At 64.4% G+C, this 24556-nt stretch carries 17 protein-coding genes, 2 tRNA genes and 1 rRNA gene; 3 read left to right on the top strand and 17 right to left on the bottom strand.

The genetic code is table 11. The features are described from left to right. Positions 1-34 precede the first annotated feature (34 nt). Positions 35-109, bottom strand: a tRNA-His gene (locus AQZ59_RS08360). Positions 110-195: 86 nt separating this feature from the next. Further along, positions 196-1125: an ATP-grasp domain-containing protein gene (locus tag AQZ59_RS08355; protein ID WP_062614205.1), complete on the bottom strand. Its 930-nt coding sequence runs from the start codon at positions 1123-1125 to the stop codon at positions 196-198. Between the two features lie 252 nt (positions 1126-1377). Here AQZ59_RS08355 and AQZ59_RS08350 point away from each other — a divergent pair. The 3 genes from AQZ59_RS08350 (at position 1378) to AQZ59_RS08340 (ending at position 5161) form a co-directional block, all read left to right on the top strand. After that, positions 1378-1453, top strand: a tRNA-Lys gene (locus AQZ59_RS08350). Positions 1454-1770: 317 nt separating this feature from the next. Next, entirely contained in the window at positions 1771-4443 is a 2673-nt protein-coding gene (locus AQZ59_RS08345) for a DEAD/DEAH box helicase (RefSeq protein WP_062614227.1), read from the top strand. Positions 4444-4450: 7 nt separating this feature from the next. Next, entirely contained in the window at positions 4451-5161 is a 711-nt protein-coding gene (locus AQZ59_RS08340) for a YggS family pyridoxal phosphate-dependent enzyme (protein ID WP_062614204.1), read from the top strand. Positions 5162-5345: 184 nt separating this feature from the next. On the opposite strand, the gene pflA is transcribed toward AQZ59_RS08340, so the two are convergent. The 15 genes from pflA to rrf all read right to left on the bottom strand — a co-directional run bounded on the left by pflA (position 5346) and on the right by rrf (position 24556). Then, positions 5346-6251, bottom strand: a complete 906-nt coding sequence (gene pflA, locus AQZ59_RS08335; protein WP_062614203.1) for a pyruvate formate-lyase-activating protein — start codon at positions 6249-6251, stop codon at positions 5346-5348. A gap of 84 nt (positions 6252-6335) precedes the next feature. After that, positions 6336-6584 (bottom strand): autonomous glycyl radical cofactor GrcA2, encoded by a 249-nt coding sequence (gene grcA2, locus AQZ59_RS09815; RefSeq protein WP_082661248.1) that lies wholly within the window; start codon positions 6582-6584, stop codon positions 6336-6338. A 26-nt stretch (positions 6585-6610) separates the two neighbouring features. Next, complete coding sequence (gene pflB / locus AQZ59_RS08325; protein WP_062614201.1) at positions 6611-8692, bottom strand: formate C-acetyltransferase; 2082 nt, start codon at positions 8690-8692, stop codon at positions 6611-6613. Between the two features lie 177 nt (positions 8693-8869). Next, positions 8870-10462 carry a citramalate synthase gene (cimA, locus tag AQZ59_RS08320; protein ID WP_062614200.1) on the bottom strand — a complete coding sequence of 531 codons (1593 nt, stop codon included), beginning with the start codon at positions 10460-10462 and terminating at the stop codon, positions 8870-8872. A gap of 3 nt (positions 10463-10465) precedes the next feature. Then, complete coding sequence (locus tag AQZ59_RS08315) at positions 10466-11608, bottom strand: branched-chain amino acid aminotransferase (protein WP_062614199.1); 1143 nt, start codon at positions 11606-11608, stop codon at positions 10466-10468. Between the two features lie 24 nt (positions 11609-11632). After that, positions 11633-12682, bottom strand: a complete 1050-nt coding sequence (locus AQZ59_RS08310; RefSeq protein ID WP_062614198.1) for a 3-isopropylmalate dehydrogenase — start codon at positions 12680-12682, stop codon at positions 11633-11635. 432 nt (positions 12683-13114) lie between these two features. Beyond that, the gene (gene aspA / locus AQZ59_RS08305) at positions 13115-14533 is read right to left on the bottom strand and encodes an aspartate ammonia-lyase (protein ID WP_062614197.1); all 1419 of its coding nucleotides are present in this window, start codon (positions 14531-14533) and stop codon (positions 13115-13117) included. 142 nt (positions 14534-14675) lie between these two features. Then, a complete protein-coding gene (gene ilvC / locus AQZ59_RS08300) occupies positions 14676-15701 on the bottom strand; it encodes a ketol-acid reductoisomerase (RefSeq protein ID WP_062614196.1) in 1026 nt (341 codons plus the stop codon). Positions 15702-15716: 15 nt separating this feature from the next. Beyond that, positions 15717-16250, bottom strand: coding sequence for an acetolactate synthase small subunit (gene ilvN / locus AQZ59_RS08295; protein WP_201783182.1), 534 nt, complete (start codon positions 16248-16250; stop codon positions 15717-15719). Then, the gene (locus tag AQZ59_RS08290; RefSeq protein ID WP_062614194.1) at positions 16250-18049 is read right to left on the bottom strand and encodes an acetolactate synthase large subunit; all 1800 of its coding nucleotides are present in this window, start codon (positions 18047-18049) and stop codon (positions 16250-16252) included. Before AQZ59_RS08290 ends, ilvN begins: the two co-directional genes overlap by 1 nt. Before the next feature lie 408 nt (positions 18050-18457). Further along, the gene (locus AQZ59_RS08285; RefSeq protein ID WP_062614193.1) at positions 18458-20062 is read right to left on the bottom strand and encodes an aspartate:alanine exchanger family transporter; all 1605 of its coding nucleotides are present in this window, start codon (positions 20060-20062) and stop codon (positions 18458-18460) included. 100 nt (positions 20063-20162) lie between these two features. Further along, positions 20163-21467, bottom strand: a complete 1305-nt coding sequence (locus AQZ59_RS08280; RefSeq protein WP_062614192.1) for a threonine/serine exporter family protein — start codon at positions 21465-21467, stop codon at positions 20163-20165. 129 nt (positions 21468-21596) lie between these two features. Next, the gene (ilvD, locus tag AQZ59_RS08275) at positions 21597-23381 is read right to left on the bottom strand and encodes a dihydroxy-acid dehydratase (RefSeq protein WP_062614191.1); all 1785 of its coding nucleotides are present in this window, start codon (positions 23379-23381) and stop codon (positions 21597-21599) included. A 62-nt stretch (positions 23382-23443) separates the two neighbouring features. Further along, positions 23444-24244 (bottom strand): class I SAM-dependent methyltransferase, encoded by an 801-nt coding sequence (locus AQZ59_RS08270; RefSeq protein ID WP_062614190.1) that lies wholly within the window; start codon positions 24242-24244, stop codon positions 23444-23446. 196 nt (positions 24245-24440) lie between these two features. Then, positions 24441-24556 (bottom strand): 5S ribosomal RNA (gene rrf, locus AQZ59_RS08265).

Here is a 24556-nt window from a genome sequence, read left to right as displayed (position 1 = left end):
TTCTCACTTTTCGTTGAGATTCCCGGGTTTTGTATGGGGTGGCTGACGGGGATTGAACCCGCGACCCCCTGGACCACAACCAGGTGCTCTACCACTGAGCTACAGCCACCATGCGCGTTGGCTTTCGCCGCGGCAACGAATTGAAACTATATCAAGCCAGGCCCCACCCCGCCTAAACGGCAGCGGTGAAGCACATCACCAGAAGGCGCGCATTTGGATGGCGTCGGCGAAGCGGGTGAGGTGGTCCTCGTCCTGGGACAGGTAGAGCTGGCCGTCGATGAGCGAGACTTCCATGACGTAGAACTCTTCCTCGGAGTCCGGCGCACCGCGCACCAGGTCCACCCGGTTGAACAGGAGGAGTTCGTCGCGGCCGGACATGTTCTTGATGTGGGCGTGCAGGGCGCGGCGGATTCGTTCGCCCCAGCGCCAAGTCTCCTCGGAGGCCTCAGTGGCGCGCACGACTTCCTCCACCACCCCGGCCTCACTGGTGTTGCGGTAGCGCGGGTGGAGCATCGGATCCTTTTCCACCTGGTAGGAGGCCAGCCCGTTGAGGTACACAAGCGAGGTCTCTCCGGCCACGTCGATGTCCTCCAGGTAGCGCTGGACCATGACGGAGCGTCCGGCGTTGAGCTCGTACTGGGCGTGGAGGATGGCTTCGCCGCGGGAGGTGGCGTCAGTGGCGGTGTAGCGCCCGGTGCCTCGCCCGCCCGATGACACCGCGGGCTTGATGACGAAGTCACCGTAGGAGGGGAAGCGGGAGTGGATCTGCTGCTTGGACAGGCGCTGCTCGGGCTCGAGCCAGACGGTGGGGATGACGGGCAACCCCAGCTTCTCCAGTGCCTGCATGTAGTGCTTGTCCATGTTCCATTCCATGGTCTTCGCCGAGTTAGCGATGCGCGGCACCGAGTAGGCCCACTTCATGAACTGCTTGGGCGCCTTGGCGTAGTCGCGCACGGAGCGTACCACGGTGAGGTCGGATTGCCCCCAGTTGACCGACGGGTCGGACCAGACGGCCACCACGGGTTCAATCCCGCGATCGCGCAAGGCATCGGGAAGGCCCTGCTCGTCCTCGGACAGGTTGGGCAGATTCTCGGAGGTCGCTAGAAAAACTTTTGGTTGAGCCACGCCTGCGATTCTAATGGATTTGCCGCTCCGGCGCGCGACAACGGGGTAAGTCCGCGTCACATGACGCCGTCACACGATTCGCGACGCCACCCCTCGCCTCGCGTCCACCCCGGCGCCTCGCGGCCCTCCCACACCGGCGCCCCAGCCCGCACCGCAACCCACACCCACCAGTGGTGCCCCAGTTCACAGCGGAAATGTGCCCGATCAATTTGCGCGAAGTGCCTGTGCGGGACTACAGTAAAACATCGTTGCGCACCGCTAGCTCAACTGGCAGAGCATCTGACTCTTAATCAGAGGGTTCTGGGTTCGAGTCCCAGGCGGTGTACCAAGGAAAGGCGATCAGCTCAGGCTGGTCGCCTTTCGTATATGATAACCCGGTAGCCAACTGGGAGGATAGCCGTGGGAACCTTGCAACGCTTGTTTTGGCGCTCCACGTTTAACCCGCTCATCGTGTTCGGCGCGATTTTGTTGGCGTTCTTCGCCTTCCGGGCCAACTCCACCGAGCGCGCGATCCTCATTGTGCTCGCACTGGCCCTGCTTGCCGCCGAGTCCTGGCGCGCCGTCGCCCGAGCCCGCCGCACGAACGACGCCACTGGCGCCGCCCCCCCCCGCCGACTCGCCAACCATCGACCCCGAGACTCTCCCATGATCCTTAACCACGCCCTTGACCGTCTGGAAGATGACCACGGCCTTGACCCCTCCCCCGACTCGATCCTGGAGGCCTTCACGGACGCCTTCGAGTCCTCGGGCAAGCGGATGTACCCGCATCAGGAGGAGGCCCTCCTGCACATCGTTGCCGGCGACCACGTCATCGTCGCCACACCCACCGGCTCGGGCAAGTCGCTGATTGCCGCGCAGGCGCTTTTCGCGGGCCTGGCCACCGGCCGCACGGCCTACTACACGGCCCCACTCAAGGCGCTCGTGTCGGAGAAGTTCTTTGACCTCATCGGCCAGTTCGGCGCTCATAACGTCGGCATGATCACGGGCGATTCCTCGATCAACCCCGGCGCCCCGATCATCTGCGCCACGGCGGAGATCCTGGCCAACATCGCGTTGCGCGAGGGCGAGGAGGCGGATGTCGGCGTCGTCGTCATGGACGAATTCCACTTCTACGGCGACCCGCAGCGTGGCTGGGCCTGGCAGGTGCCGCTGCTGGAGTTGCCGCAGGCGCAGCAGATTCTGCTTTCGGCCACCTTGGGCGACACGTCGTTCTTTGTCGAGGACCTTGAGCGACGCACGGGCCGCCCAGTTTCGATCGTCGACGATGCCGTCCGCCCGGTCCCCCTGCACTTCACCTACTCCACGGAGCCGGTGAGCGAGGTGATCGAGGAGCTGGTGGCCACGCACATGGCCCCGGTGTACGTGGTGCATTTCTCGCAACGGGAGGCGGTGGCGCAGGCCCAGGCGCTGATGTCCACCTCGCTCATCTCGAGCGATCAGCGTGAACGCATCCGCGCGGCGCTCGGCAATTTCAAGTTCAGCCCGGGCTTTGGCCAGACCCTGTCGAAGATGCTGCGCAACGGCGTGGGCGTCCACCATGCCGGTCTGCTCCCCCGCTACCGCCGTCTGGTGGAAAAGCTCACCCAGGCGGGCCTGCTAGTGGTCATTTGCGGCACGGACACGCTGGGCGTGGGCATTAACGTGCCGATCCGCACGGTGCTCATCACGTCGCTGGTGAAGTTCGACGGCGCGAAGATGCGCAATCTCGGCGCGCGCGAGTTCCACCAGATCGCCGGGCGCGCGGGCCGGGCGGGATACGACACGGTGGGCTACGTCGTCGTGCAAGCGCCGGAGCACGACGTCGAAAACGCGCGGCGCCTGCGCAAGGCCGGGGATGACCCGGCGCGGATCAAGCGGGTGCAGAAGGTCAAGCCGCCGGACGGGGAGGTGTCGTGGTCGCAGAAGACGTTCGAGCGGCTGCGGGAGGCCCAGCCGGAGAAGCTGACGTCGCATTTCCGGGTCGATCACGCGATGATCCTCAACTTGCTCCAGCGCCCGGACCCGGTGCCGGCGATCGCGAAGATCCTCACCGATAATCATGAGCCGGCTACGCCGCGCAATAAGTTCGTGCGTCAGGCGCTGGATATCTACGCCTCGCTTCGCACGGCCGAGGTGATTACGCACGAGGACCGCGCCTGGCGTGCCGAGCACCCCGGCCGCCCGGCGATTCACTTTTCGAAGGACGTGCCGGACGACTTCGCCCTCAACTCCCCGCTGGCACCATTTGCGCTGGCAGCGCTCGACCTGCTCGACCCGGAGGATGCGGACTTCGCGCTCGACGTCGTCTCGGTGATGGAGGCCGTGCAGGAAAACCCCACCCCGGTGCTTGTTGCCCAGCGCAAAACCGCGCGCGGGGAGCTGATCGGCAAGCTCAAGGCCGAGGGCGTGGATTACAACGAGCGGATGGCGCTGGCTGATGAGGTCACGTGGCCGCGCCCGCTGGCGGAGCTGCTTGAGCCCACCTTGCAGATGTATGCGAAGACGAACCCGTGGGTAGCTGGCCACGAGCTGGAGCCGAAGTCGGTGGTACGGCAGATGATCGAAGAGGGCATGACCTTCACCGAGCTCATCTCGCGCTATGACCTGGCGCGCTCGGAGGGCGTGGTGCTGCGCTACCTCACGGACACTTACCGGGCATTGCGCCAGAGCGTGCCGCACGAGTACCGCAACGACGAGGTAGAGGAGATCATCGGCTGGCTGGGGCGGCTGGTGCGCTCGATTGATTCCTCGTTGCTGGACGAGTGGGAGGCGATCGCCGACGGGCGGCTGACCCTGGACGAGATCACGGGTCTGGCGGGCGATGGCACGACTGGCGAGGAGGCCGCTTTCGGCGCGGATACGGACGGCAACATCACCTTCACGCGCAACAAGCACGCCCTGCGCACGGCCGTCCGCAACGCCATGTTCGCCCGGGTCGAGGCGCTCGACCGCGACGACTTCGGCTACCTGGCTCGGCTCGACCCCGCGTGGGACGCCGACCGCTGGGCCGACGCGATCGACCCGTACTGGGACGTCTACGCCCGGCTCGGCACCACCGCCGATTCACGCTCGGAGCGCTTCTTCTCCATCCTCGAGGACCCCTCGTATGCGGACCTGCTCCAGGCCGGCATGGGCGAAGACGAGGCCTCAGATTGGCTCGAGGGCCACAAGCCGGGCCGCCTGTGGCTGGTCATGCAGATCCTCGACGATGAGGGCTCGGCAGAGCCGGAGACCGGCGAAGCGGAGATGACGTGGGCGATGTGGGCGCTCGTGGACTTGGACGCCTCCGACGACACCGGGGCGCTGGTTCTTCACATGATTCGGTTAGATGAGCGCTAGGAGGACCATGATCAGCGCGAACATCGATTCCGTGCGCGAGGCCATTGCCCGCGCCGAGCAGGCCGCCGGCCGAGCACCCGGCTCGGTGACTTTGCAGGTGGCGGCCAAGCATCAGCCACTGGAAAACCTGCTGGAGGCGGCCGCGTGCGGGATCACCACGTTCGGCCACAACCTGGTCCCCCAGCTCGTGGAGTCCACGGCCAAGCTCGCGGGCGCGGGCGTGCTCGCCACGCACACGGTGATCGGGCCGGTGCAGTCGAATAAGCTGCGCACGGCGATGGATCATGCGGACCGCATCGACACCGTGGACTCGGTCAAGCAGGCCGTGCGGATCGCCCGCCGCCAGGAGGCGCGCATCGATGAGGGCCTCGCCGAGGGCCCCTACCCCGTCCTCATCCAGGTCAACTCCGCGGGCGCGGACACGCAGTCGGGATGCGCGCCCGAAGAGCTCATCGACATCGCGGGGCGCATCGCCGAGCTTGGCCTCATCCGCATCGACGGGCTCATGACCATCGGCGCCCACACCACCAACGCAGCCGAGATCCACGCCTCGTTCGCCCTCACGCGCGAACTGTCTGAGCAGATGCGCAAGCTGCCGGGGCTGGAGGGCGCGGCCGAGCTGTCGATGGGTATGACCCACGATCTTCAGATCGCGGTAGCCGAGGGCTCCACGCTGGTGCGGGTGGGCACGGCCATCTTCGGCCCGCGCCCGGCCTGAGCCAGGCCCTGAGACCGGCTCTTGCGGGTCACCCCGTCACAAGTCGTGAACCTCGGGCCGACCAGGCGCCTATAGCAATCGTCAGCCGGTATATTCACGAGTTCTGTCGGGCACCCAGCCGGGCCTGGCGCGAGCGGGGACAAAAATGCGCCGGGCGAGGTAGCCCGGCGCATCCTTATGCGCGTCAGAATGTGGTCAGCCCATGGGAGCGGAAGATCTCGCGGACCAGGTCCGTGTGCTCCTTCGCGGGCGGTTGGACGTCCCTGAGCTGGTATTCCATGCCGAGCGACTCCCACTTGTCGCGCGCCATCTGATGGAAGGGCAACACCTCCACGCGGGTGAGCGTGCTGAACTCCTTCATGATTTCGGCGGCGGCCTCGATGTTGTCGACGTCGTCGGTCAGGCCCGGCACCAGCACGAAGCGGGCCCAAATCTCCTTGCCGGCGTCCGAGAGGCGGTGGCCGAAGTCGATGGTGGGCTGGAGCGCGCGGCCGGTGGTGCGCTCGTAGTAGTCGGGCAGGCCGGACTTGATGTCGAGGAGCACCAGATCGGTGTCGGCCATCATCTCGTCGCTGAGGTTGCGCCCTAGAAAGCCGGAGGTATCGATCGCGGTATGGATCCCCATCTCCTTCGCCCCACGCAACAGCTTGGCAAGGAAGGCCGGCTGCATGAGCGGCTCACCGCCGGAGAATGTCACGCCGCCGTTGGTCACCTTGAACACGGCCTTGTATCGGCCCATGCGATCCAGGATCGCCTCCGGGGTGGCGACGGTGCCCTCGCGGGCGTGGAGCGTGTCGGGATTGTGGCAGTACAGGCAGCGCAGCGGGCAGCCGGCGAAGAAGACGGTCATGCGCGTGCCCGGGCCGTCCATCGCGGTCACGAGCTCCCACGAATGCAACGAACCCAAGTCTCCGTTACGGATCGCCATGATGTGCTCATGCCGATCCATCTCCGGGGCGCGAGCGATGCCATCCAGGCCCTTGCCCGCGGCGCGCGGGATCTCCTCCTCGAGCGGGGCGGGGGCGTACTCGCCGGTGGATCCCTCTCCCACCTCAAAGTACTTGCGTGCATCAAGCTGGTGATTCGCCAATCAGTCTCCCTAAAAAGTGTGGTCGCCACGAAATGAGGGCGGGCGCGCGGGAAGGCTCCCGCGCGCCCGCCTCAACGACTCACCTTACATCTGGTCGTGGAACGTGCGCGACAGGACGTCGAGCTGCTGCTCGCGGGTCAGGCGCACGAAGTTCACCGCGTAGCCGGACACGCGCACGGTCAGCTGCGGGTACTTCTCCGGGTGCTCCATCGCGTCCTCGAGAGTCTCACGGTTGAGGACGTTGACGTTGGCATGGTACAGACCCTGGACGCCACCGTTCGTCTCACGCTGGGCCTTCATCGAAGCCAGGCGCTCATCGTATGTCATAGCCATGATAAATCTCCTTGTGTGTATCTCTATTAGCCCTTGTGCACCATGCCGGCATCCATGATGCCAACAAGGTTGGTGACCTGCTCGTCGCGGTCACGGCCGAGCGAGCTGGGAACAATGGTGTTGGTCAGCGAGATGCCGTCGAGGGCATCCGTGTAGTCAAGCTTGCCCACCGAAAGCATGGAGGCAAGCATGCCGTGCGTGTCAGCACCGTTTTCCGGGTTGGCACCCGGGGCGAACGGCGTGCCGGCGCGGTGGCCGGAGGGGAAGTTGCCGGTGTTCTTGCCGTAGACCACGTTGGAGGTGATCGTCAGCACCGACTGGGTGGGCACCGCGTTGCGGTACATCGGGATTGCTTTGATCTTGCTCATCACCGTGTGAACGATGGTGGCTGCGATCTCATCCGCGCGATCGTCGTCGTTACCGTAACGCGGGAAGTTACCCTCGGTGCGGTAGTCAACAATGAGACCGGTTTCGTCGCGGATCGGGTAGACCTTGGCGTACTTGATCGCGGCGAGCGAGTCGGCCACGATCGACAGACCGGCGATGCCGCAGCCCATCGTGCGCAGGATATCCGTGTCGTGGAGCGCCATCTCGAGCGCCTCGTAGGCGTACTTGTCGTGGCTCCAGTGGATGATGTTGAGGGCCTCCACGTAGGTTTCGACAACCCACGTGAGCATGTCCTCGTACTTCTCCCACACCTCGTCGAAGTCGAGCGGGCCGTCGCCCTCGATGGGCGCGTGACCTTCCACGACCTGCTTGCCGGTCATCTCGTCACGGCCTCCGTTGATCGCGTAGAGCAGCGACTTGGCCGCGTTTACGCGGGCACCGAAGAACTGCATCTGCTTGCCCACCTGCATCGGGGACACACAGCAGGCGATCGCCGCGTCGTCGCCCCAGTGGCCGCAGATCTGGCGGTCGGCCTCGTACTGGATGGACGACGTTTCGATCGAGACCTCGGCGCAGAAGCGCTTGTAGCCGTCGGGCAGGCGCTCGGACCAGAAGATCGTGATGTTCGGCTCCGGGGCCGGGCCCAGGTTCATGAGGGTCTGGAGCAGACGGAAGGAGGTCTTGGTGACGAGCGTGCGCCCGTCCAGACCGAAGCCCGCGTCAGACCAGGTGGCCCAGTACGGATCGCCCGAGAAGATCTGGTCGTAGGCCTCGGTGCGCAGGAAGCGCACGATGCGCAGCTTGATCACCAGCGAGTCAATGATCTCCTGGGCCTCGGACTCGGTGAGGATGCCGCGGGCGAAGTCGCGCTCGAAGTAGATGTCAAAGAACGCCGACACGCGACCGAACGACATCGCGGCGCCGTCCTGGGACTTGATCGCGCCGAGGTAGCCAAAGTACGTCCACTGCACGGCCTCCTTGGCCGTCTCAGCCGGGCGGGAGATGTCGAAGCCGTAGCCCTCAGCCATCTTCTTCAGCTTCTTCAGGGCCGCGATCTGCTCGGAGATCTCCTCCATGTCGCGGGCCCAATCCTGGGAGAACGGCAGGTCGGCGCGCGCGAGCTTGTCGGCCTGCTTCTCCTCGATCAGGCGGTCGACGCCGTAGAGCGCCACGCGGCGGTAGTCGCCGATGATGCGGCCGCGGCCGTAAGCGTCGGGCAGGCCGGTGATGATGTGCGAGGAGCGGGCCGCGCGGATGCGCGGGGTGTAGACGTCGAACACGCCCTGGTTGTGGGTCTTGCGGTAGCGAGTGAAGATCTCCTTGACCTCCGGGTTCGCCTCCAGGCCCGCCTCGTGGATCGCGGTTTCAACCATGCGCCAGCCGCCGAACGGCATCATGGCGCGCTTGAGCGGCACGTCGGTCTGCAGGCCGACGATCACGTCGTCGTTGTCGGAGATGTAGCCCGGGCCGAAGGCATCGATGTCAGCCGGGACATCGATGTCGACGTCGTAGACGCGCTTCTCACGCTCGACCGACAGGTACTTTTCGTCAAGCTCCTTCCACAGCTCCAACGTCTTCTCGGTCGGACCCTCGAGGAAGCTCTTGTCGCCTTCGTAGGGGGTGTAGTTCTTCTGGATGAAGTCGCGCACGTCGATAGTAGACTGCCACGCGCCTTCCGTGAATCCTTGCCACTGCTGGATTGTCGTTACCTCGTCGGTCACGTTACTCCTTAGGTCGTTCTAAGTTCGACTCCAATTCTAAGGATACTCCTCCCCTCGTGCTCTTATGGGGAGCTAACTCACAGGGGCTAAATCCGACAAATCGGGCACCGCCCCGCGCACCCTGAATGGAGTTATTCCAGCATGGGACTAAAGGACCGACCCGCGTCCGCTATCAGGCTAAACGGCCTGGTGCCCCGAGCGGATGAGCCCGTAATGATACCCGCCCGTCAGCGCCTCCCACGCCGCCTCGATCACGTCCGCGCCCACACCCACCGTGGTCCACGTGCCCGCCGCGTCGTTCATCGTCAGCAGCACGCGCGTCACGGCGCTCGTGCCGTCGGCCGAGTCAAGGATGCGCACCTTGAAGTCCGTCAGCCGCATGCCCCTCAGCTCGGCATACACGGGCGTCAGCGCCGCGCGCAACGCCTGGTCGAGCGCGTGCACCGGGCCCACGCCCTCCCCCATACGCATGATCCGCTGGCCGCCAGCGTGCAGCTTGACGCGCGCCTCGCTCACGGTTTCCGACGGCGACGCCGCCGAGCGCACGTCCGCTGCCCACTGCTCCACCTCGAAGTAGCTCACCAGCTCCCCGAGCACCTCGCGCACGAGCAACTCAAAGGAGGCGTCCGCCGCGTCGTAGGTGTAGCCCATCGCCTCGGCGGCCTTGACCCGCTCCGTGATGAGGCGCAACTCCTCCTTGCGGCCCGCCAGGTCCACCCCGAACTCGCGGCATTTGAGCTCCACGGACGACCGGCCAGCCATGTCCGAGACCAACATCCGCATGTCATTACCCACCGCCGCCGGGTCAGTGTGCTGGTAGAGGTTGGGATCCACCCGGATCGCCGAGGCGTGCAGGCCGGCCTTGTGCGCGAAGGAGGAGCGCCCCACGTAGGGCTGGCGCAGCTGCGGGGCCATGTTCGTCAACTCCGCGATCGCGTGGGAGACGGAGGTGAAGTCGGCCAGCTGGGCCTCCGTCACCGCCTCCAGATCAGTCTTCAGCGCCAGGTTCGCCGCCACCGTCAAAAGGTTCGCGTTCCCCGTGCGTTCGCCATATCCGTTGATGGTGCCCTGCACCTGCCGGCATCCGGCTTCCACCGCCGCGATCGAGTTCGCCACGGCGCATCCGGCGTCGTCGTGCGTGTGAATGCCCAGCCTGGGCACGACTCCGTCCGCCTCGAGCCGTGCCGTGAGCTCACGGACCGTCGCGGAGACCCGGCTGGGCAGCGAGCCACCGTTGGTGTCGCACAGGATGGCCCAGCTGGCCCCTGCCGCGAGCGCCTCGGCGACGACGGCGGTGGCGTAGTCGGAGTCGGCGGAAAAGCCGTCGAAGAAGTGTTCCATGTCCACCATGACCTCGCGCCCGCACGAGCGCAGGTAGGTGACCGTGTCGCGGACCATGCGCAGGTTTTCCTCGGCGGTGGTGCGTAGCGCGCCGAGCACGTGGCGGATGTCGGACTTGGCGACCAGGCAGATGACCGGCGCACCCGAGTCCACGAGCGCCGCCACTTGCGGGTCCTCCGCGGCGGCCACCTCGGCCTTGGCGGTGGCGCCAAATGCGGTGAGCGTGGCGGACCTCAGCGGGTTACGCGCCTTGAGCGCCTCGAAGAACTCCGTGTCACGCGGGATCGCGCCCGGCCAGCCACCCTCGATGTAGTCCGCGCCCATCGCCTCGATGTGCGGGAGCATCGCGATTTTGTCCGCCACGGACAGGCTGATGCCCTCCATCTGGGCGCCGTCACGCAAGGTTGTGTCGTAGATGAAGACCTTCATTGGCTAGGCGTCAGCGATCTTGTACAGCCAGCCGAAGCGGTCCTCGCGGTGGCCGAGCTGGATGGCGGTCAGTTCGTCGTAGATCGCGGCGGTCTTCTCCCCCACCGGCACCTCCACGTCGAAGTCCCCGGAGGCCAAGCGCCCGATCGGGGTGACAACGGCGGCCGTGCCGCACGCGAACATCTCCGCCACATCGCCCGACTGAATGCCGTCCACCACCGACGCCAGCGAGATGGTCTCCTCGCTCACGGCCGCGCCCTCGGACTCGAGGAACTGCAGGATCGAGGAGCGTGTGCCGCCGGGCAGGATGTTGCCCGTCAGCTTCGGGGTCTTGACCGAGCCGTCAGCCATGACCACGAACACGTTCATGCCGCCCAGCTCGTCGATGTTGGTGTTGGTGGCCGCGTCCATGAAGAGCACCTCGTCGAAGCCGGCGTCGTGCGCCGTGACCTTGGGAAGGAGCGAGGCGGCGTAGTTCCCGCCGGTCTTGACGTCGCCCATCCCGCCGGGGCCGGCGCGGTGGTAGTCGCGGTCCACGAAGACATTAATCGGCTTGAGCCCATTCGGGAAGTAGGCGCCCGACGGCGAGGCAATCACCAAGTACTCGTACCGCGTGGCGGCTCGCACACCCAGGAAGGCCTCGGAAGCGAAGACGAAGGGGCGCAGGTATAGCGAGCTACCCGGCGCGGAGGGCACCCAGCGCGCGTCCGCACGCACGAGGTCCACGATCGAGCCCATAAAATCAGCCAACGGGATCTCCGGGATCGCGAGCCGCCTGCACGACATGTTGATGCGCGCCGCGTTGTAGGTGGGGCGGAAGGTCCAGATCGAGCCGTCATCGTGACGGTAGGCCTTCATTCCTTCGAAGGCCTCCTGGCCATAGTGGAGGATCGCGCCGGCCGGGTCCAGGCTGAGCGGGCCGTAGGGAGCGATTTCCTTGTTGTGCCAGCCGTTCTCCGCGGTCCAGGTGGCGTGGGCCATGTAGTCAGAAAAGTCGGTGCCGAAGCCCAAGTTGGCCATGATCCGGCCGTACTCGGCCTCCGACTTCAGGACCTTGTTCGGCTGGAGCGCGAACGTGCCGGCAAAGCTATCGGCGCTTTGAACCGGCTGGGCCGACAGTTTCTCGAGTTCCGTGTGCTGACGCATGAGAGTCCTTCCTTCTCCCCAATTCTACCGCTCGAGCAGGGCCACGATCGCATCGCCAATCTGGGCGGTGGTGCGGACCAGGGGCCGGCCTGAGGCCGCCGCCTCGGCGCGAGTTGCCATGTCAGCGTCGACGGCAGCGCGCACCCTCTCCCCCAGCTCCGGATAGCCCAGGAAGTCCAGCATGAGCGCCACCGAGGAGATCGTGGCAATCGGGTCCGCGATGCCCTTGCCCGCGATGTCCGGGGCCGAACCGTGGACGGGTTCGAACATCGAGGGGAACGTGCGGTCCGGGTTGATGTTTCCCGACGCCGCCAGCCCGATTCCGCCCGTGACCGCGCCAGCTTCGTCCGTGAGGATGTCACCGAAAAGGTTGTCGGTGACGATCACGTCGAAGCGGCCCGGGTCCGTGACCAGGAAGATCGTGGCGGCGTCCACGTGCAGGTAGTCGGTGGTGACGTCCGGGTACTCGGCGCCGACCTCCTCCACCGTGCGGCGCCACAGGTGGCCGGCGTGAACGAGGACGTTGTGCTTGTGGACGAGCGTAAGCTTCTTGCGGCGCGCACGCGCCTGCTCGAATGCGAAGCGCACCACGCGCTCCGCTCCGAAGCGGGTGTTGATCGAGACCTCCGTGGCGATCTCCTGGTCCGTGCCCTCGCGCAGGTTGCCACCATTGCCGGCATACAGCCCCTCGGTGCCCTCGCGGACCACGACGAAGTCGATGTCGCCGGGGTTGGCTAGGGGCGTGGGCACGCCCGGGTAGTACTTGGAAGGGCGCAGGTTGACGTACTGGTCCAGGTCAAAGCGCAACTTGAGCAGCAGGCCGCGCTCGAGCACGCCCGACGGCATCGACGGATCGCCCACCGCGCCCAACAGGATCGCGTCCTTGCCCTTGATCTCCTCGAGCTCGGCGTCCGTGAGGACCTCGCCCGTGCGGTGGTAGCGGCCCGCGCCGAGGTCATAGTGGGTGAGGGCAAAATCAACATCACCAGCCACGGCGGAAAGCACCTTCAGGCCCTCGGCCACAACTTCGGGGCCAATGCCATCACCAGGGATAACTGCAAGTTCAATAGCCATGGGGCAAGTCTAGGCAATGTCCGCGCCTCGGGATTGGCGGACCACGATCCGGACGTTGGGCTGGGGCTGGCCGGTGGGGCGGCCGATTATCCTGCGACTCGGGGCCTAGCCGACAGAACTCGTGAAAATACCGGCTACCGATGCTATATCGACCTGGCGGACCCCAGATTCACGACTTCTGACGGAACTGCCGGGTGCAACCTGCCGCCGACCGTGACAGGTGTGGCAAACGAGATAATTGTGCAGGATGCGCACACCCGGAAGCAGGCCCAGCACGCCGGCAGACCCGGTACGCGAGAAGGAATCCCATCACACAAAGAAGTTATCCCATCACGGAAACAGGCGCGGCACCAATTCGCTGAAAACTGGTGCCGCGCCTGTTGAGGAACGGTTGAAGATTCGCGGGCGGCCGCGAACAGGGCGACAGCGTCGTTAATCGTAGACTTCACCCATATAGACCGGATTAATAAGGTTTTCCACCGATAACGCGCGGTCGAGCTCCTCCTCCGACAGCAGCCCCGCCTCCAGCACGAGCTCCCGAATCCCCCGCCCGGTCTGGGCGGCCTCACGGCCGATGGCATCGCCGTGTTTGTGGCCAATAAGCTCGTTCAGATACGTAATAATGCCGATGGAATTCATCACATAGGCCTTGCAGATTTCCTCATTGACCGTGATCCCGTCAATGCACCGCACGCGCAACGTGGCGAGCGCGTTCGTCAAAAGCTCGATGTCCTCGAACAGGCACTGCCCGATCACCGGCTCCATCACATTCAGCTGCAACTGGCCCGCCTCGGAGGCCATCGTCACCGTCAAATCGTTGCCGATCACCTTGAAGCACACCTGGTTCACCACCTCCGGGATCACCGGGTTCACCTTCGCCGGCATGATCGACGAACCGGCCTGCATCTGCGGCAAATTGATCTCATTCAAACCCGCGCGCGGGCCCGACGACAGCAGGCGCAGGTCATTACAAATCATCGACACCTTCGTAGCAATTCGCTTAAACGCGCTAGACATCGCCACGTAAGCGCCCGTGTCCGAGGTGGCCTCAATGAGGTTCGGCGCCGACTGCACCGCCAGCCCCGTCACCTCCGCCAGGCGCGCCACCACGGCCTCCTGGAACCCATCCGGGGTGTTGAGCTTCGTACCAATCGCGGTGGCGCCCAAGTTCACCTCGAGCAGCAGCTCCATCTGCCGGCGCACATTCCGCGCCTCCTCCTCCATCAGCACCGAGTAGGCCGCGAACTCCTGCCCCACCGTCATCGGCACGGCATCCTGCAGCTGCGTGCGGCCCATCTTCAACACGTGCATGTTCGCCTGCGCGATCCGATTAAACGACGTGCGCAGCGCATCCAGCTCCCCAATAAAAGCCTCGCACATCTTGTACAGTGCCACGCGGAACCCCGTCGGGTAGGCGTCATTCGTGGACTGGGACTTGTTTACGTGATCATTGGGATGAACGACGTCGTAATCGCCCTTTTCCTTACCCAGCAGCTCAAGAGCGAGGTTGGCCACCACCTCGTTCGTATTCATGTTCACCGACGTGCCTGCCCCGCCCTGGAACGCGTCCACCGGGAACTGGTCCATGCACCGGCCCTCGTTCAAGATGAGGTCACAGGCTGCCACAATCGCTTTCGCCAGATCCTCCGGCAACACCCGCTTGTCCCGATTCGCGAGCGCCTCCGCCTTCTTCACCATCACCATCGCCCGGATGAATTCCGGGGTGTCGTTGATCGTGCGGCCCGAGATCGGGAAATTCTCCTTCGCGCGCAGGGTATGCACGCCGTAGTAGACATCGTTCGGGATCTGACGCGGCCCAAGCAGGTCTTCTTCGATGCGGAAAGCGGACACGTAATGCTCCTCGAGTGTTCGGCACTGAACTTCACATTCATCGTAGCCGCTGGCTCCGACACTTACCCGGCAAAAGGCGAAATATCCAAAAACAGGTGCAAAAGTGGGGGCGACCCGCGGCCGCCCCCACCCCCGGTTTCCCTTAGCGGGCCGCCGAGCCGTCCGTGTAGTCGGCGTCGATTGTGCCCCAGGCAAACATCTTGCGCAGCTCCACGCCCACCTTCTCAATCGGGTGGCCCTCGCCCTTGGCGCGTAGCTCCTTGAACTCGGCCGCGCCGTTGTCCTGATCCGCGATGAAGCGCTCCGCGAAGGTGCCGTCCTGAATGTCGGCCAGGACCTCCTTCATGTTCTCCTTGACCTGCGGGGTGATGACGCGCGGGCCAGAGACGTAGTCGCCGTACTCGGCCGTGTCCGAAATCGACCAGCGCTGCTTGGTCAGGCCTCCCTCATTAATGAGGTCAACGATGAGCTTCATCTCGTGCAGCACCTCAAAGTAGGCGATCTCCGGCTGGTAGCCCGCCTCCGTCAGCACCTCAAAACCGTACTGGATGAGCTGGGACACGCCGCCACACAGCACCGCCTGCTCGCCGAACAGGTCCGTCTCGGTTTCCTCAGTGAACGTGGTCTTGATGACGCCAGCGCGCGTGCCGCCGATCGCCTTCGCGTACGACAGCGCCAGATCCCACGCCTGGCCCGACGCGTCCTGCTCCACTGCCACGATATCCGGCACGCCACGCCCGTCCTCGAACTGGCGACGAACCGTGTGACCCGGGCCCTTCGGGGCCACCATGCAAATGTCGTGGCCGGCGTCGGGCTTAATGTAGCCGAAGCGGATGTTGAAGCCGTGGGCGAAGAACAGTGCCGCGTCGTCCAACAGATGCGGGGCGATCTGCTCGGCATACACCTTGCGCTGGTGCTGGTCCGGGGTGAGGATCATGACGACGTCGGCCTGCGCCACCGCCTCCTCAATCGTGGCTACCTTCAGCCCCTGGTCCTCGGCCTTCGCGATCGAGGTCGAACCCGGACGAAGGCCAACGACGACGTCGACCCCCGAGTCGCGCAAGTTCAGCGCGTGAGCATGACCCTGCGAACCGTAACCAATGACGGCCACCTTCTTAGACTGGATGAGGGACAGATCCGCATCGTCGTCGTAAAAAATCTCTGCCATGTCTACTCCTTCGATTTATGCTCCGCGCAACTGCTTGCGCTCGGCCTTGACAACTTCGGTCATGGAACGTGACCCGCGTGAAATCGCGACGGATCCCGACTGGACGATCTCCTTCACGCCATACGGCTCCAGGGCGGACAGGAGGGCGTTAATCTTGTCATCTGAGCCGGTGGCCTCGATCGTGACCGCGTCCGGGACAACGTCGACAATCTTCGCCCGGAACAGCTCAACCACCTGGATGACGTTCGTGCGCGACGAATCGTCGGCGCGGACCTTGATGAGGACCAGCTTGCGCTGAACCGACAGGTCGCGCTCCAGCTCGGAGATCTTGATGACGTTGATGAGCTTGTTCAGCTGCTTCGTGATCTGGTCGAAAGACACCTCGGAGGTGTCGACCACCAGGGTGATACGCGACAGCTCCGGGTCCTCCGTGGGCCCCACCGCGAGTGAGTGAATGTTGAACGCGCGGCGGGCAAAGAGGCCAGAGACGCGAGCAAGCACGCCCGGCTTGTTCTCCACCAGAACGGACAGGGTGCGGCGGTGGCTGATCATGCTTGTTCCTCCTCATGCTTGGGTCGCATATCGCGCGCGTACAGGATGTCATCGTTGGAGACGCCCGAGGGCACCATCGGCCACACCATCGAATCCGGGGAGACCACGAACTCCACGACGACCGGACGGTCATTAATGCTCATCGCCTCGGTGATCGCTGCGTCTACGTCCTCCGGGCGCTCCACACGGATCCCGTGGCAATCGTAGGCGTCGGCCATCTTGACGAAGTCCGGGATGCGACGCGTGCCGTGGCCCGTGTTGAGGTCCGTGTGGGAGAAACGCCCGTCGTAGAACAGGTTCTGCCACTGGCGCACCATGCCCAGCGACGAGTTATTGATGAGGGCGACCTTAATCGGGATGTCGTTGAGGCGGCAGGTGGCGAGCTCCTGGTTGGTCATCTGGAACGAGCCATCGCCGTCGATACACCACACCGTCTTGTCCGGGTTGCCCACCTTCGCGCCCATCGCGGCCGGCACGCCGTAGCCCATCGTGCCCGCGCCACACGAGGTGACGAGCTGGCCCGGGAACTGGAGCGGGATGAACTGCTGGGCCCACATCTGATGCTGGCCCACTCCCGTGGAGAAGATCGAGTCTCCCGCGAGCGCACCCAGGCGCGACAGGACATACTGCGGGCTCATCAGCCCGTCCTCCGGCTCCTCGTAGCCCACCGGGTAGGTCTCGCTCATGCGGTCGAGGAACGCCCACCATGCCGCCAGGTCCGGGGTGCCGTACTGCTCGAAGGCGTCCGGGATCTCGTCGATCAGTGCCTCGATCGTGAGACGCAGGTCGCCCTGCAGCGCGACGTCGACCGCCCGGTTCTTGCCGAACTCCGCCGGGTCGATGTCCGCGTGGATGACCTTCGCCTCCGGCGCGAACTCGTCCAGCTTGCCCGTGACCCGGTCATCGAAGCGGGCGCCGAGCGTGATGAGCAGGTCCGACTTTTGCAGGGCGACGACGGCCGGGACCGTCCCGTGCATGCCCGGCATGCCCAGGTGGCGGCGATCCGAATCGGGGAAGGCGCCGCGAGCGTTGAGGGTGGTGACCACCGGGATGCCTGTCATCTCCACTAGCTGGGCCAGCTCCTCATGAGCGCGGGAGCGGATCGCGCCGCCGCCCACATAGAATACCGGCTTGGAGGCGGCGGCGATCATGCGCGCCGCCTCACGCACCTGGCGCAGGCTCGGCCTGGTCTGCGGGCTGTAGCCGGGCAGCTCCATCTTCGGCGGCCACACGAACTCGCACTCCTCGTTCTGCGCCGACTTCGTGACGTCCACCAGCACCGGGCCCGGGCGGCCCGAGCGGGCCAGGTGGTAGGCCTCCGCGATGCGGGCCGGGATCTCGTTCGCATCCGTGATAAGGAAAGAGTGCTTGGCCAGCGGGTAGGTGGCCCCGATGATGTCCGCCTCCTGGAAGGCGTCCGTGCCGATCAGGCTAGCGCCCACCTGGCCCGTGATTGCCACCAGCGGCACCGAGTCAAGGTTCGCATCCAGCAGCGCCGTCACCAGGTTCGAGGCGCCTGGGCCCGAGGTGGCCATGCACACCCCGACCTCGCCCGTGGACACCGCCAGGCCCTCCGCCGCGTGCCCCGCGCCCTGCTCGTGGCGGACCAAGATGTGGCGAATGGACGACTCAAAGATCGCGTCATACAGAGGCAACGCGGCACCACCTGGCAGACCAAAAATGGTCTTGACGCCCAGCTCCTCAAGCGAGCGAATAACCGCTCGCGCACCCGTGGTTTTCTCACGGATAGTCGTCGGCTCTTCCTTAGCCTTCGGTGGCGTTGGCCCTAGTGCCATGGTTCCTCCTTGAAATTTCAGTGCCGGTCATTCACGCATGAAAAAACCCCCCGAGTTTCGAGGGGCGCACCGCAGGACAGCGTTACCTGCAGGTGCGCTGAACTACTACGAGAATAATCGACATATGCCGATCGTAGACTGCCGCCAAAGAGCCGGCCAAATCTTTCCCGAAAGATCTCACATGCTGGATCATGGTCTTCGCTGCCGGCCTGCTGGCGGGATGACGGGGGCTCGTTCCGTGAGACCGCAGGCTGGACGCCGGGAAGCCGAGGGGCCCGGAACCGCGCGGTTCCGGGCCCCTCATCGGCCGGTATCAGATGGCGCGACGGCGTCGTGCAGTCAAGCCGCGCCGCTCCGGCGTCGTGCCAATGCTGCCCGAACGCCAAACCGAGCCGCCGGGCGGGATCGCTACGGCATCGAGCCGAGGATGGTCGCCACCAGGATCTTGCCGATCATCGCGATCGGGTAAACCAAGGCATATCCGAGCGCGACGCGCGGATCGGAGTTCGTTCGCCCATTGGCGAAAGCGAGGACCGCCGGCTGTGTCTGCGCTCCGCCGAGCAGGCCGGACAGCTGCGTGCCGCCCATCTTGAACACGTAGCGCATCGTAAGGTACAAGCTGATGGCCAAGGTCGAGGTGAAGAGAACACCGAGCAGAAGGATCTGGATCCACGTACCGGATTCGAAGGCCAGAGCGATCTGGCCACCCGCAGTGGTTCCCGCCTGCGCGAGGAAGATCAGCAGGCCCAACTCAGACAGGACAGCACACGTCGTATTCGGCAGCGCCGTAATCTGCTTACCGATACGGCCGACGCGGCCAAAGACCAAGCCGACCAGCAGCGTACCCGCCGCCGCACCGATGGCGAACGTGCTGCCACCCGGCAACGGGAAACGGATGACACCGAACGCTATGCCGAGCGCCATCCCAAGCCCCAGAGCCACCGGGTTCAGATCCGAAAAACCGCGCGCCGAATCGCCAAAGAACTTGGAGATAAGCTTCATGTTCGACGTCGGGCCAATCACGCGCACGCGATCACCCATTTCAATCATGAATTCGGGAACGGCAAGCATGTCAGAATCCCCGCGGCGAACACGCGAAACCGTGGCGCCGAACTTGTTAAACAGGATCTCGTCAAGCTCCGCGATCGTCTTGCCCGCGATCTTCGGCTCAGACACCGTGATGCGCCGGAAATCGAGATAACGCCGGTCCGCACGCAACGAATGCGACGACTGGTGACCCACCATCGTCTTCAGCTCTTCCAGCTCATGCACGGGCCCAACGACCGTCAGCAGGTCACCCTTCTCCAGGACGTCATGCTTCGTGGGGATCCAGATCGGCCCCTCCTCACCGCGCCGCATACGCGAGATTTCCGGCGGGTTCTTAAACAGGCCAAGGATCGCCCCCACACGGGGGTTGTCGTCACGGTCCACGCGCAGATTCATGTGCGTGATCGGCGTCGGTTTATCGGTATCCGCTGCGGAATTACGCAACGCGATCGCAGCAGCAATCATCATTCCGATCACGCCGAACAGGTAAGAAATCGAGTAACCGACAGTCGCCTGCGCCTCAAATCCCGACGCCTCCGCGGCAGCCGCCAACGCCGGAGTGTTCGTCAACGCACCCGCGAACGTTCCTGCAACCAGCGCGGTGTCCATCCCGAGCACAAAGCGCCCAACAACGTATCCAACCCCGCCCGTCAGGAAGTAAATGACAACGAGCGCGGCCATCGGCCCGAGCGCCCTCCGGACGTTTTCAAAGAACGACGGGCCAGAGTTATTGCCGATCGCAAAGGTGAACAGGGCCAACCCGAGATGGCCAATCTTCGCGCTAATCGCAATGTCGATTCCGTGAGACTTCGCAAAAGCAGAAAACGCAATCGCCGCAAACAGCACCGCCGCCGCACCAAGGGACACTCCCTTCACCTTGATGTGGCCAAAAATCATGCCTATGCCGATAAGCAAGAACGCAAGCAACACTGGTTCTTCAGCGAAGAACTCCAGAAACCCCGTCATCCTCTACCTTTCCTAAGAACGAGACCTTCATCCATTATCCCCGGAAAGCCGCGTTATTCCCACCGAAAGCAGCAAGACAGAATACGTTCAGACCCGGGCGCTAGTTTGCACGATCCTCCAGATAGCTATCGGCCAGCTTGGTCGTGTCACGATCGTGCAACCAGCCTCGATCCGTGACCGCACGGGAGAACGCCAAGCCGAATCCGATCGCCATGATCACGAAGAAAACCTCCGCGATCGTCGTCAACGCAATCGACAAGTTGCCCTCGTTGATCGCCACCAACGCGCGGTAGAACGGCACGCCCGGAATCATGATCACCACAGACGGTACGGAGAGAGAAACACGGGAATGGGTGGTCCGCCATGCCACGAACGTCGCACACAAACCAGCAACGAAGGCCGCCAATCCCACCGCGATCTGCCACGGAATGCCCGAATAGTTCTGGAGGATCAGGCGGGTCGGGTTGGTCAGCGCGGCCACGCCAGCTGCCAGAAGCGCCACCTTCCACGCGGCATTAAAAAGGATGGCAAAGCCACCCGCCGCAACGAAGGAACACAGGATCTGCAAGGACAGGTTCAGCGCGAACGGCAACGCCATGGGAGCGGCACCCACCACGTCCCAATTCGTGGCGTGGGTCACGGCCCATAAAGGCAACCCCGCCGATCCAAGTACCATCACACAATAGGAGAACCGTGCCAACGCGGACTGAAAATCGGAACGCACGAAGTCAAGCATCGCGGTGGTTAACGGGAATCCCGGAATGAGGAACAAGATCGCCGAGATCAGACCCGCCTGGTGGCTCAGCTGCAGGACGTGGCCAAAGGAGGCCAACATGGACAAGATCCCCATGTACACCAGCGGGGAGACCATGCCACACACGACCCAAATGAAGAAGTGGGCATAATTGCGCTTAAGCATCAGCTTACGGACAAGCTGGCCAATGCCGGCCGCGAAAAACACCGTGGTACATTCGACGACGCGCCCACCATTGAGGAAGCAGAATGCTGCACACGCGAACGCCGCCGCGAACACGGTGGTCCACATCCCCCAGTGCCGATCCTGCTTGACCGTCTGCTCCAAGAGCGAGCGCAGGTGGGACACGCTACGTACCTTAAGGTCCTGGGTGCCGATCTCGGACAAGACATCAAGGCGTCGAGAGTTCACTCCCACGTGACGCTGCTCAGTAAAGTCCGTCTGTGAGCGCCCGTTCTCCCACGCGGTTACGGTGATATCCGTCATTGTGACGGACGCTTCAAGCCTGCTAATTCCGAGCTGATGGGCAGCGCGCGCCATCGAGTACTTCACACGATACGCACCCGCGCCAGAAGCCAGCAGTAGTCTGCCGTATGCGAGAATCGCCCGCGCCTTTTCCTCAAGAGTGTCAGGGTATTTCTCGTCTCCCATAACCAATCCATTCAGATCGTTAACAAACCCGCCGATACTATACCCATCGCAAGCGCGAGCAATGATCGACGCAAGTCCTACGTCTCGCTTTCACACCTGGCGGACCACTGCCCACCAACACGTCCAGGCCTAGATTTGGCGGACCGCGCCCGAGGACGCCGACGTCGCCATCGTCGCATACGCGCGCAGGGCCTTGGAGACCGTGCGGTCGCGGTTCGGCGCCCAGGGCGCCTCGCCCTTCTCCGCCCGACGCCGCGCCAGCTCTTCGTCCGACACGTCCAGCTTGAGCAGACGCGTAGGGACGTCAATCACGATCCGGTCCCCCTCCTCGATGAGCCCGATCGTGCCGCCCGAGGCCGCCTCCGGCGAAATGTGCCCGATCGACAGGCCCGACGTTCCACCCGAGAACCGCCCGTCCGTAATCAGCGCACACGTCTTCCCCAGGCCCAGGCCCTTAAGGAACGACGTGGGGTACAGCATCTCCTGCATTCCCGGCCCGCCCTTGGGGCCCTCGTACCGGATCACGACGACGTCGCCCGGCACCACCTGCTTCGACAAAATCAGCTCGATCGCTGCCTCCTGCGATTCGACCACGCGGGCCGGCCCCTCGAAGTGGAAAAGCGATTCGTCAATGCCAGCCGTCTTGATGACTGCCCCGTCCTTCGCCAGGTTGCCGAACAGGACGCACAGGCCGCCGTCGGCAGTGTAGGCGTGGCCAAGGTCGCGGATGCAGCCGACCGCCGCGTCGTCGTCAATCGACTCATAGCGCCGATCCTGCGAGAACGCCTGCGTGGTGCGGATCCCGCCCGGGGCCACCGTGAACAGGTCCTTCGCAGCCGCCGAGGCGCTGCCGCCGCGGACGTCCCACTCCCCCAGCCAGTCCTCGAGCGAGGGGGCGTGGATGGCGTGAACGCTGCGGTCGAGCAGGCCGCCCCGGTCGAGTTCGCCGAGGATCGCGGGGATGCCGCCCGCCCGGTGGAAATCCTCCATGTGGTAGCGCGTGGAATTCGGGGCCACCTTCGCCAGGCAGGGCGTGCGGCGAGAGAGCGCGTCGATGTCCGCGATCGAGAAGTCCACCTCGCCCTCATGGGCCGCGGCCAGGATGTGCAGCACCGTGTTCGTGGACCCGCCCATCGCGATGTCCATCGTCATCGCGTTGCGGAACGCGCCCGGGGTGGCGATCGAGCGCGGGAGGACCGACTCGTCGCCGTCGTCGTAATAGCGGTGGCACAGCTCTACGATCAGCTCACCCGCCCGCTCAAACAGGTCCCGGCGCCGCGCAGCCGTGGCCAGCGTGGACCCATTACCCGGCAGCGACAGGCCAAGCGCCTCCGTGAGGCAGTTCATCGAATTCGCCGTGAACATCCCCGAGCACGATCCACACGTGGGGCACGCGTTCTCTTCAATCGCGAGCAGCTGGGCGTCACTCACCGCATCATTCACCGACTGCGCCATCGCGTCAATGAGGTCAATGTTGTGATCCGCCACGCCCTGCACCGGCTTGCCCGACTCCATCGGCCCTCCCGAGACGAACACCACCGGGATGTTAAGCCGCATCGCGGCCATCAGCATGCCCGGCGTGATCTTGTCACAGTTCGAGATGCACACCAGCGCGTCCGCGCAGTGGGCGTTGACCATGTACTCCACCGAGTCCGCGATAATCTCCCGGCTCGGCAGAGAGTAGAGCATCCCATCGTGCCCCATCGCGATACCGTCATCCACCGCGATCGTGTTAAACTCCTTGCCCACGCCGCCTGCAGCCTCAATAGCCTTGATAACCAGCTGGCCCATGTCTTTGAGGTGCACGTGGCCCGGAACGAACTGAGTGAATGAGTTGGCCACCGCGATGATCGGCTTACCGAAATCCTCTGCCCCCATACCGGTTGCCCGCCAAAGCGCGCGAGCACCCGCCATGTTGCGTCCCGTGGTTGACGTCGCTGAACGAAGCTGTGGCACGATCTCCTCTTTTCTCTCTACTAAGCGCTATCGTAGCGGCCCGCTCCGACAAAACGTGTGGCGGTCCATACCTGCAACTGGTACGGCACCCCCACCACGGCGTCGTCACGCCAGCTCAAGTGCTTGAACATGTACCACTCGAGGTTGGCGCGCATCCGTGCCCGACCCTCAGGCGAAGCCTGTAACCACGACGACCGCGTCGTCCCCAGCCGCGCAATCTGCTCCGGGAGCAGCGGGTCGAGCCAGGTGTTGGCGTGCAACTCTGGCTCCGTGAACGGACGCTCCATGTGGCCGTGATGGCCGGGGATGCGCAGGTCCGGGACGCGATCGATCCGGTGCACGTCCCCCGAGCGCATGATCCGCGCCAGTCTGTGCACCCAAGCCTGACGCACGTCAAACTGGTTGTAGAGGATGAGCACGCGCCCGCCGGGCTTGACCACGCGCGCGGACTCACGTGCCGCCGCCCGCTCGTCAAGCCAGTGCCAGCATTGCCCGAAAGCAAGCACGTCCACGGAGGCATCTGCGAACGGGAGGTGTTCGGCCGTTGCGTCGAGTAGCCGCTCGGTCGGGAAGTTAGGCAGGGCCCGCGTGAAACCGACACGCATATCCCCCGACGGCTCAACCGCCCACACCTCCCCCGCCAGGCTCGCGAGCGTCGCGGTCAGCTTCCCCGTCCCGGCTCCCACATCAACGACGACGTCGGAGTCGAACACCAGCCCTTCCAGCGCGGAGGTGGGGTAGCCGGGCCGAACGTCCACGTACGTGGAGACGGAGCTACCTGCACGCGCGAACGGGTTATACGAATCGGGCGCTTGCGGCATGCCAATTCTCCTCTTCCTAACTCGTCCGTTACGTACGTACTTGTGCGTTGGTTGTGCGGTGTGTGGTCGTGGTGCTGCGCAGGGATAAAGCCTGACCACCCGAAGCTACGGCCATGATCACACACCGCCATAAGCCGTGACTGGGTATAGTAGTGAGCCCCGACCACACAGGGCCGGGGCTCACGATCAAGTTTGGTGACGGCGGTGTCCTACTCTCCCACACCCTCTCAAGTGCAGTACCATCGGCGCTGGTAGGCTTAGCTTCCGGGTTCGGAATGGGACCGGGCGTTACCCTACCGCTATTGCCACCGT

The sequence above is a fragment of the Trueperella bernardiae genome (assembly GCF_001469025.1).
GTDB lineage: Bacteria > Actinomycetota > Actinomycetes > Actinomycetales > Actinomycetaceae > Trueperella > Trueperella bernardiae.
Note: the sequence above shows the minus strand (reverse complement) of the source record. Positions and strands in the feature narration are given on the sequence as shown.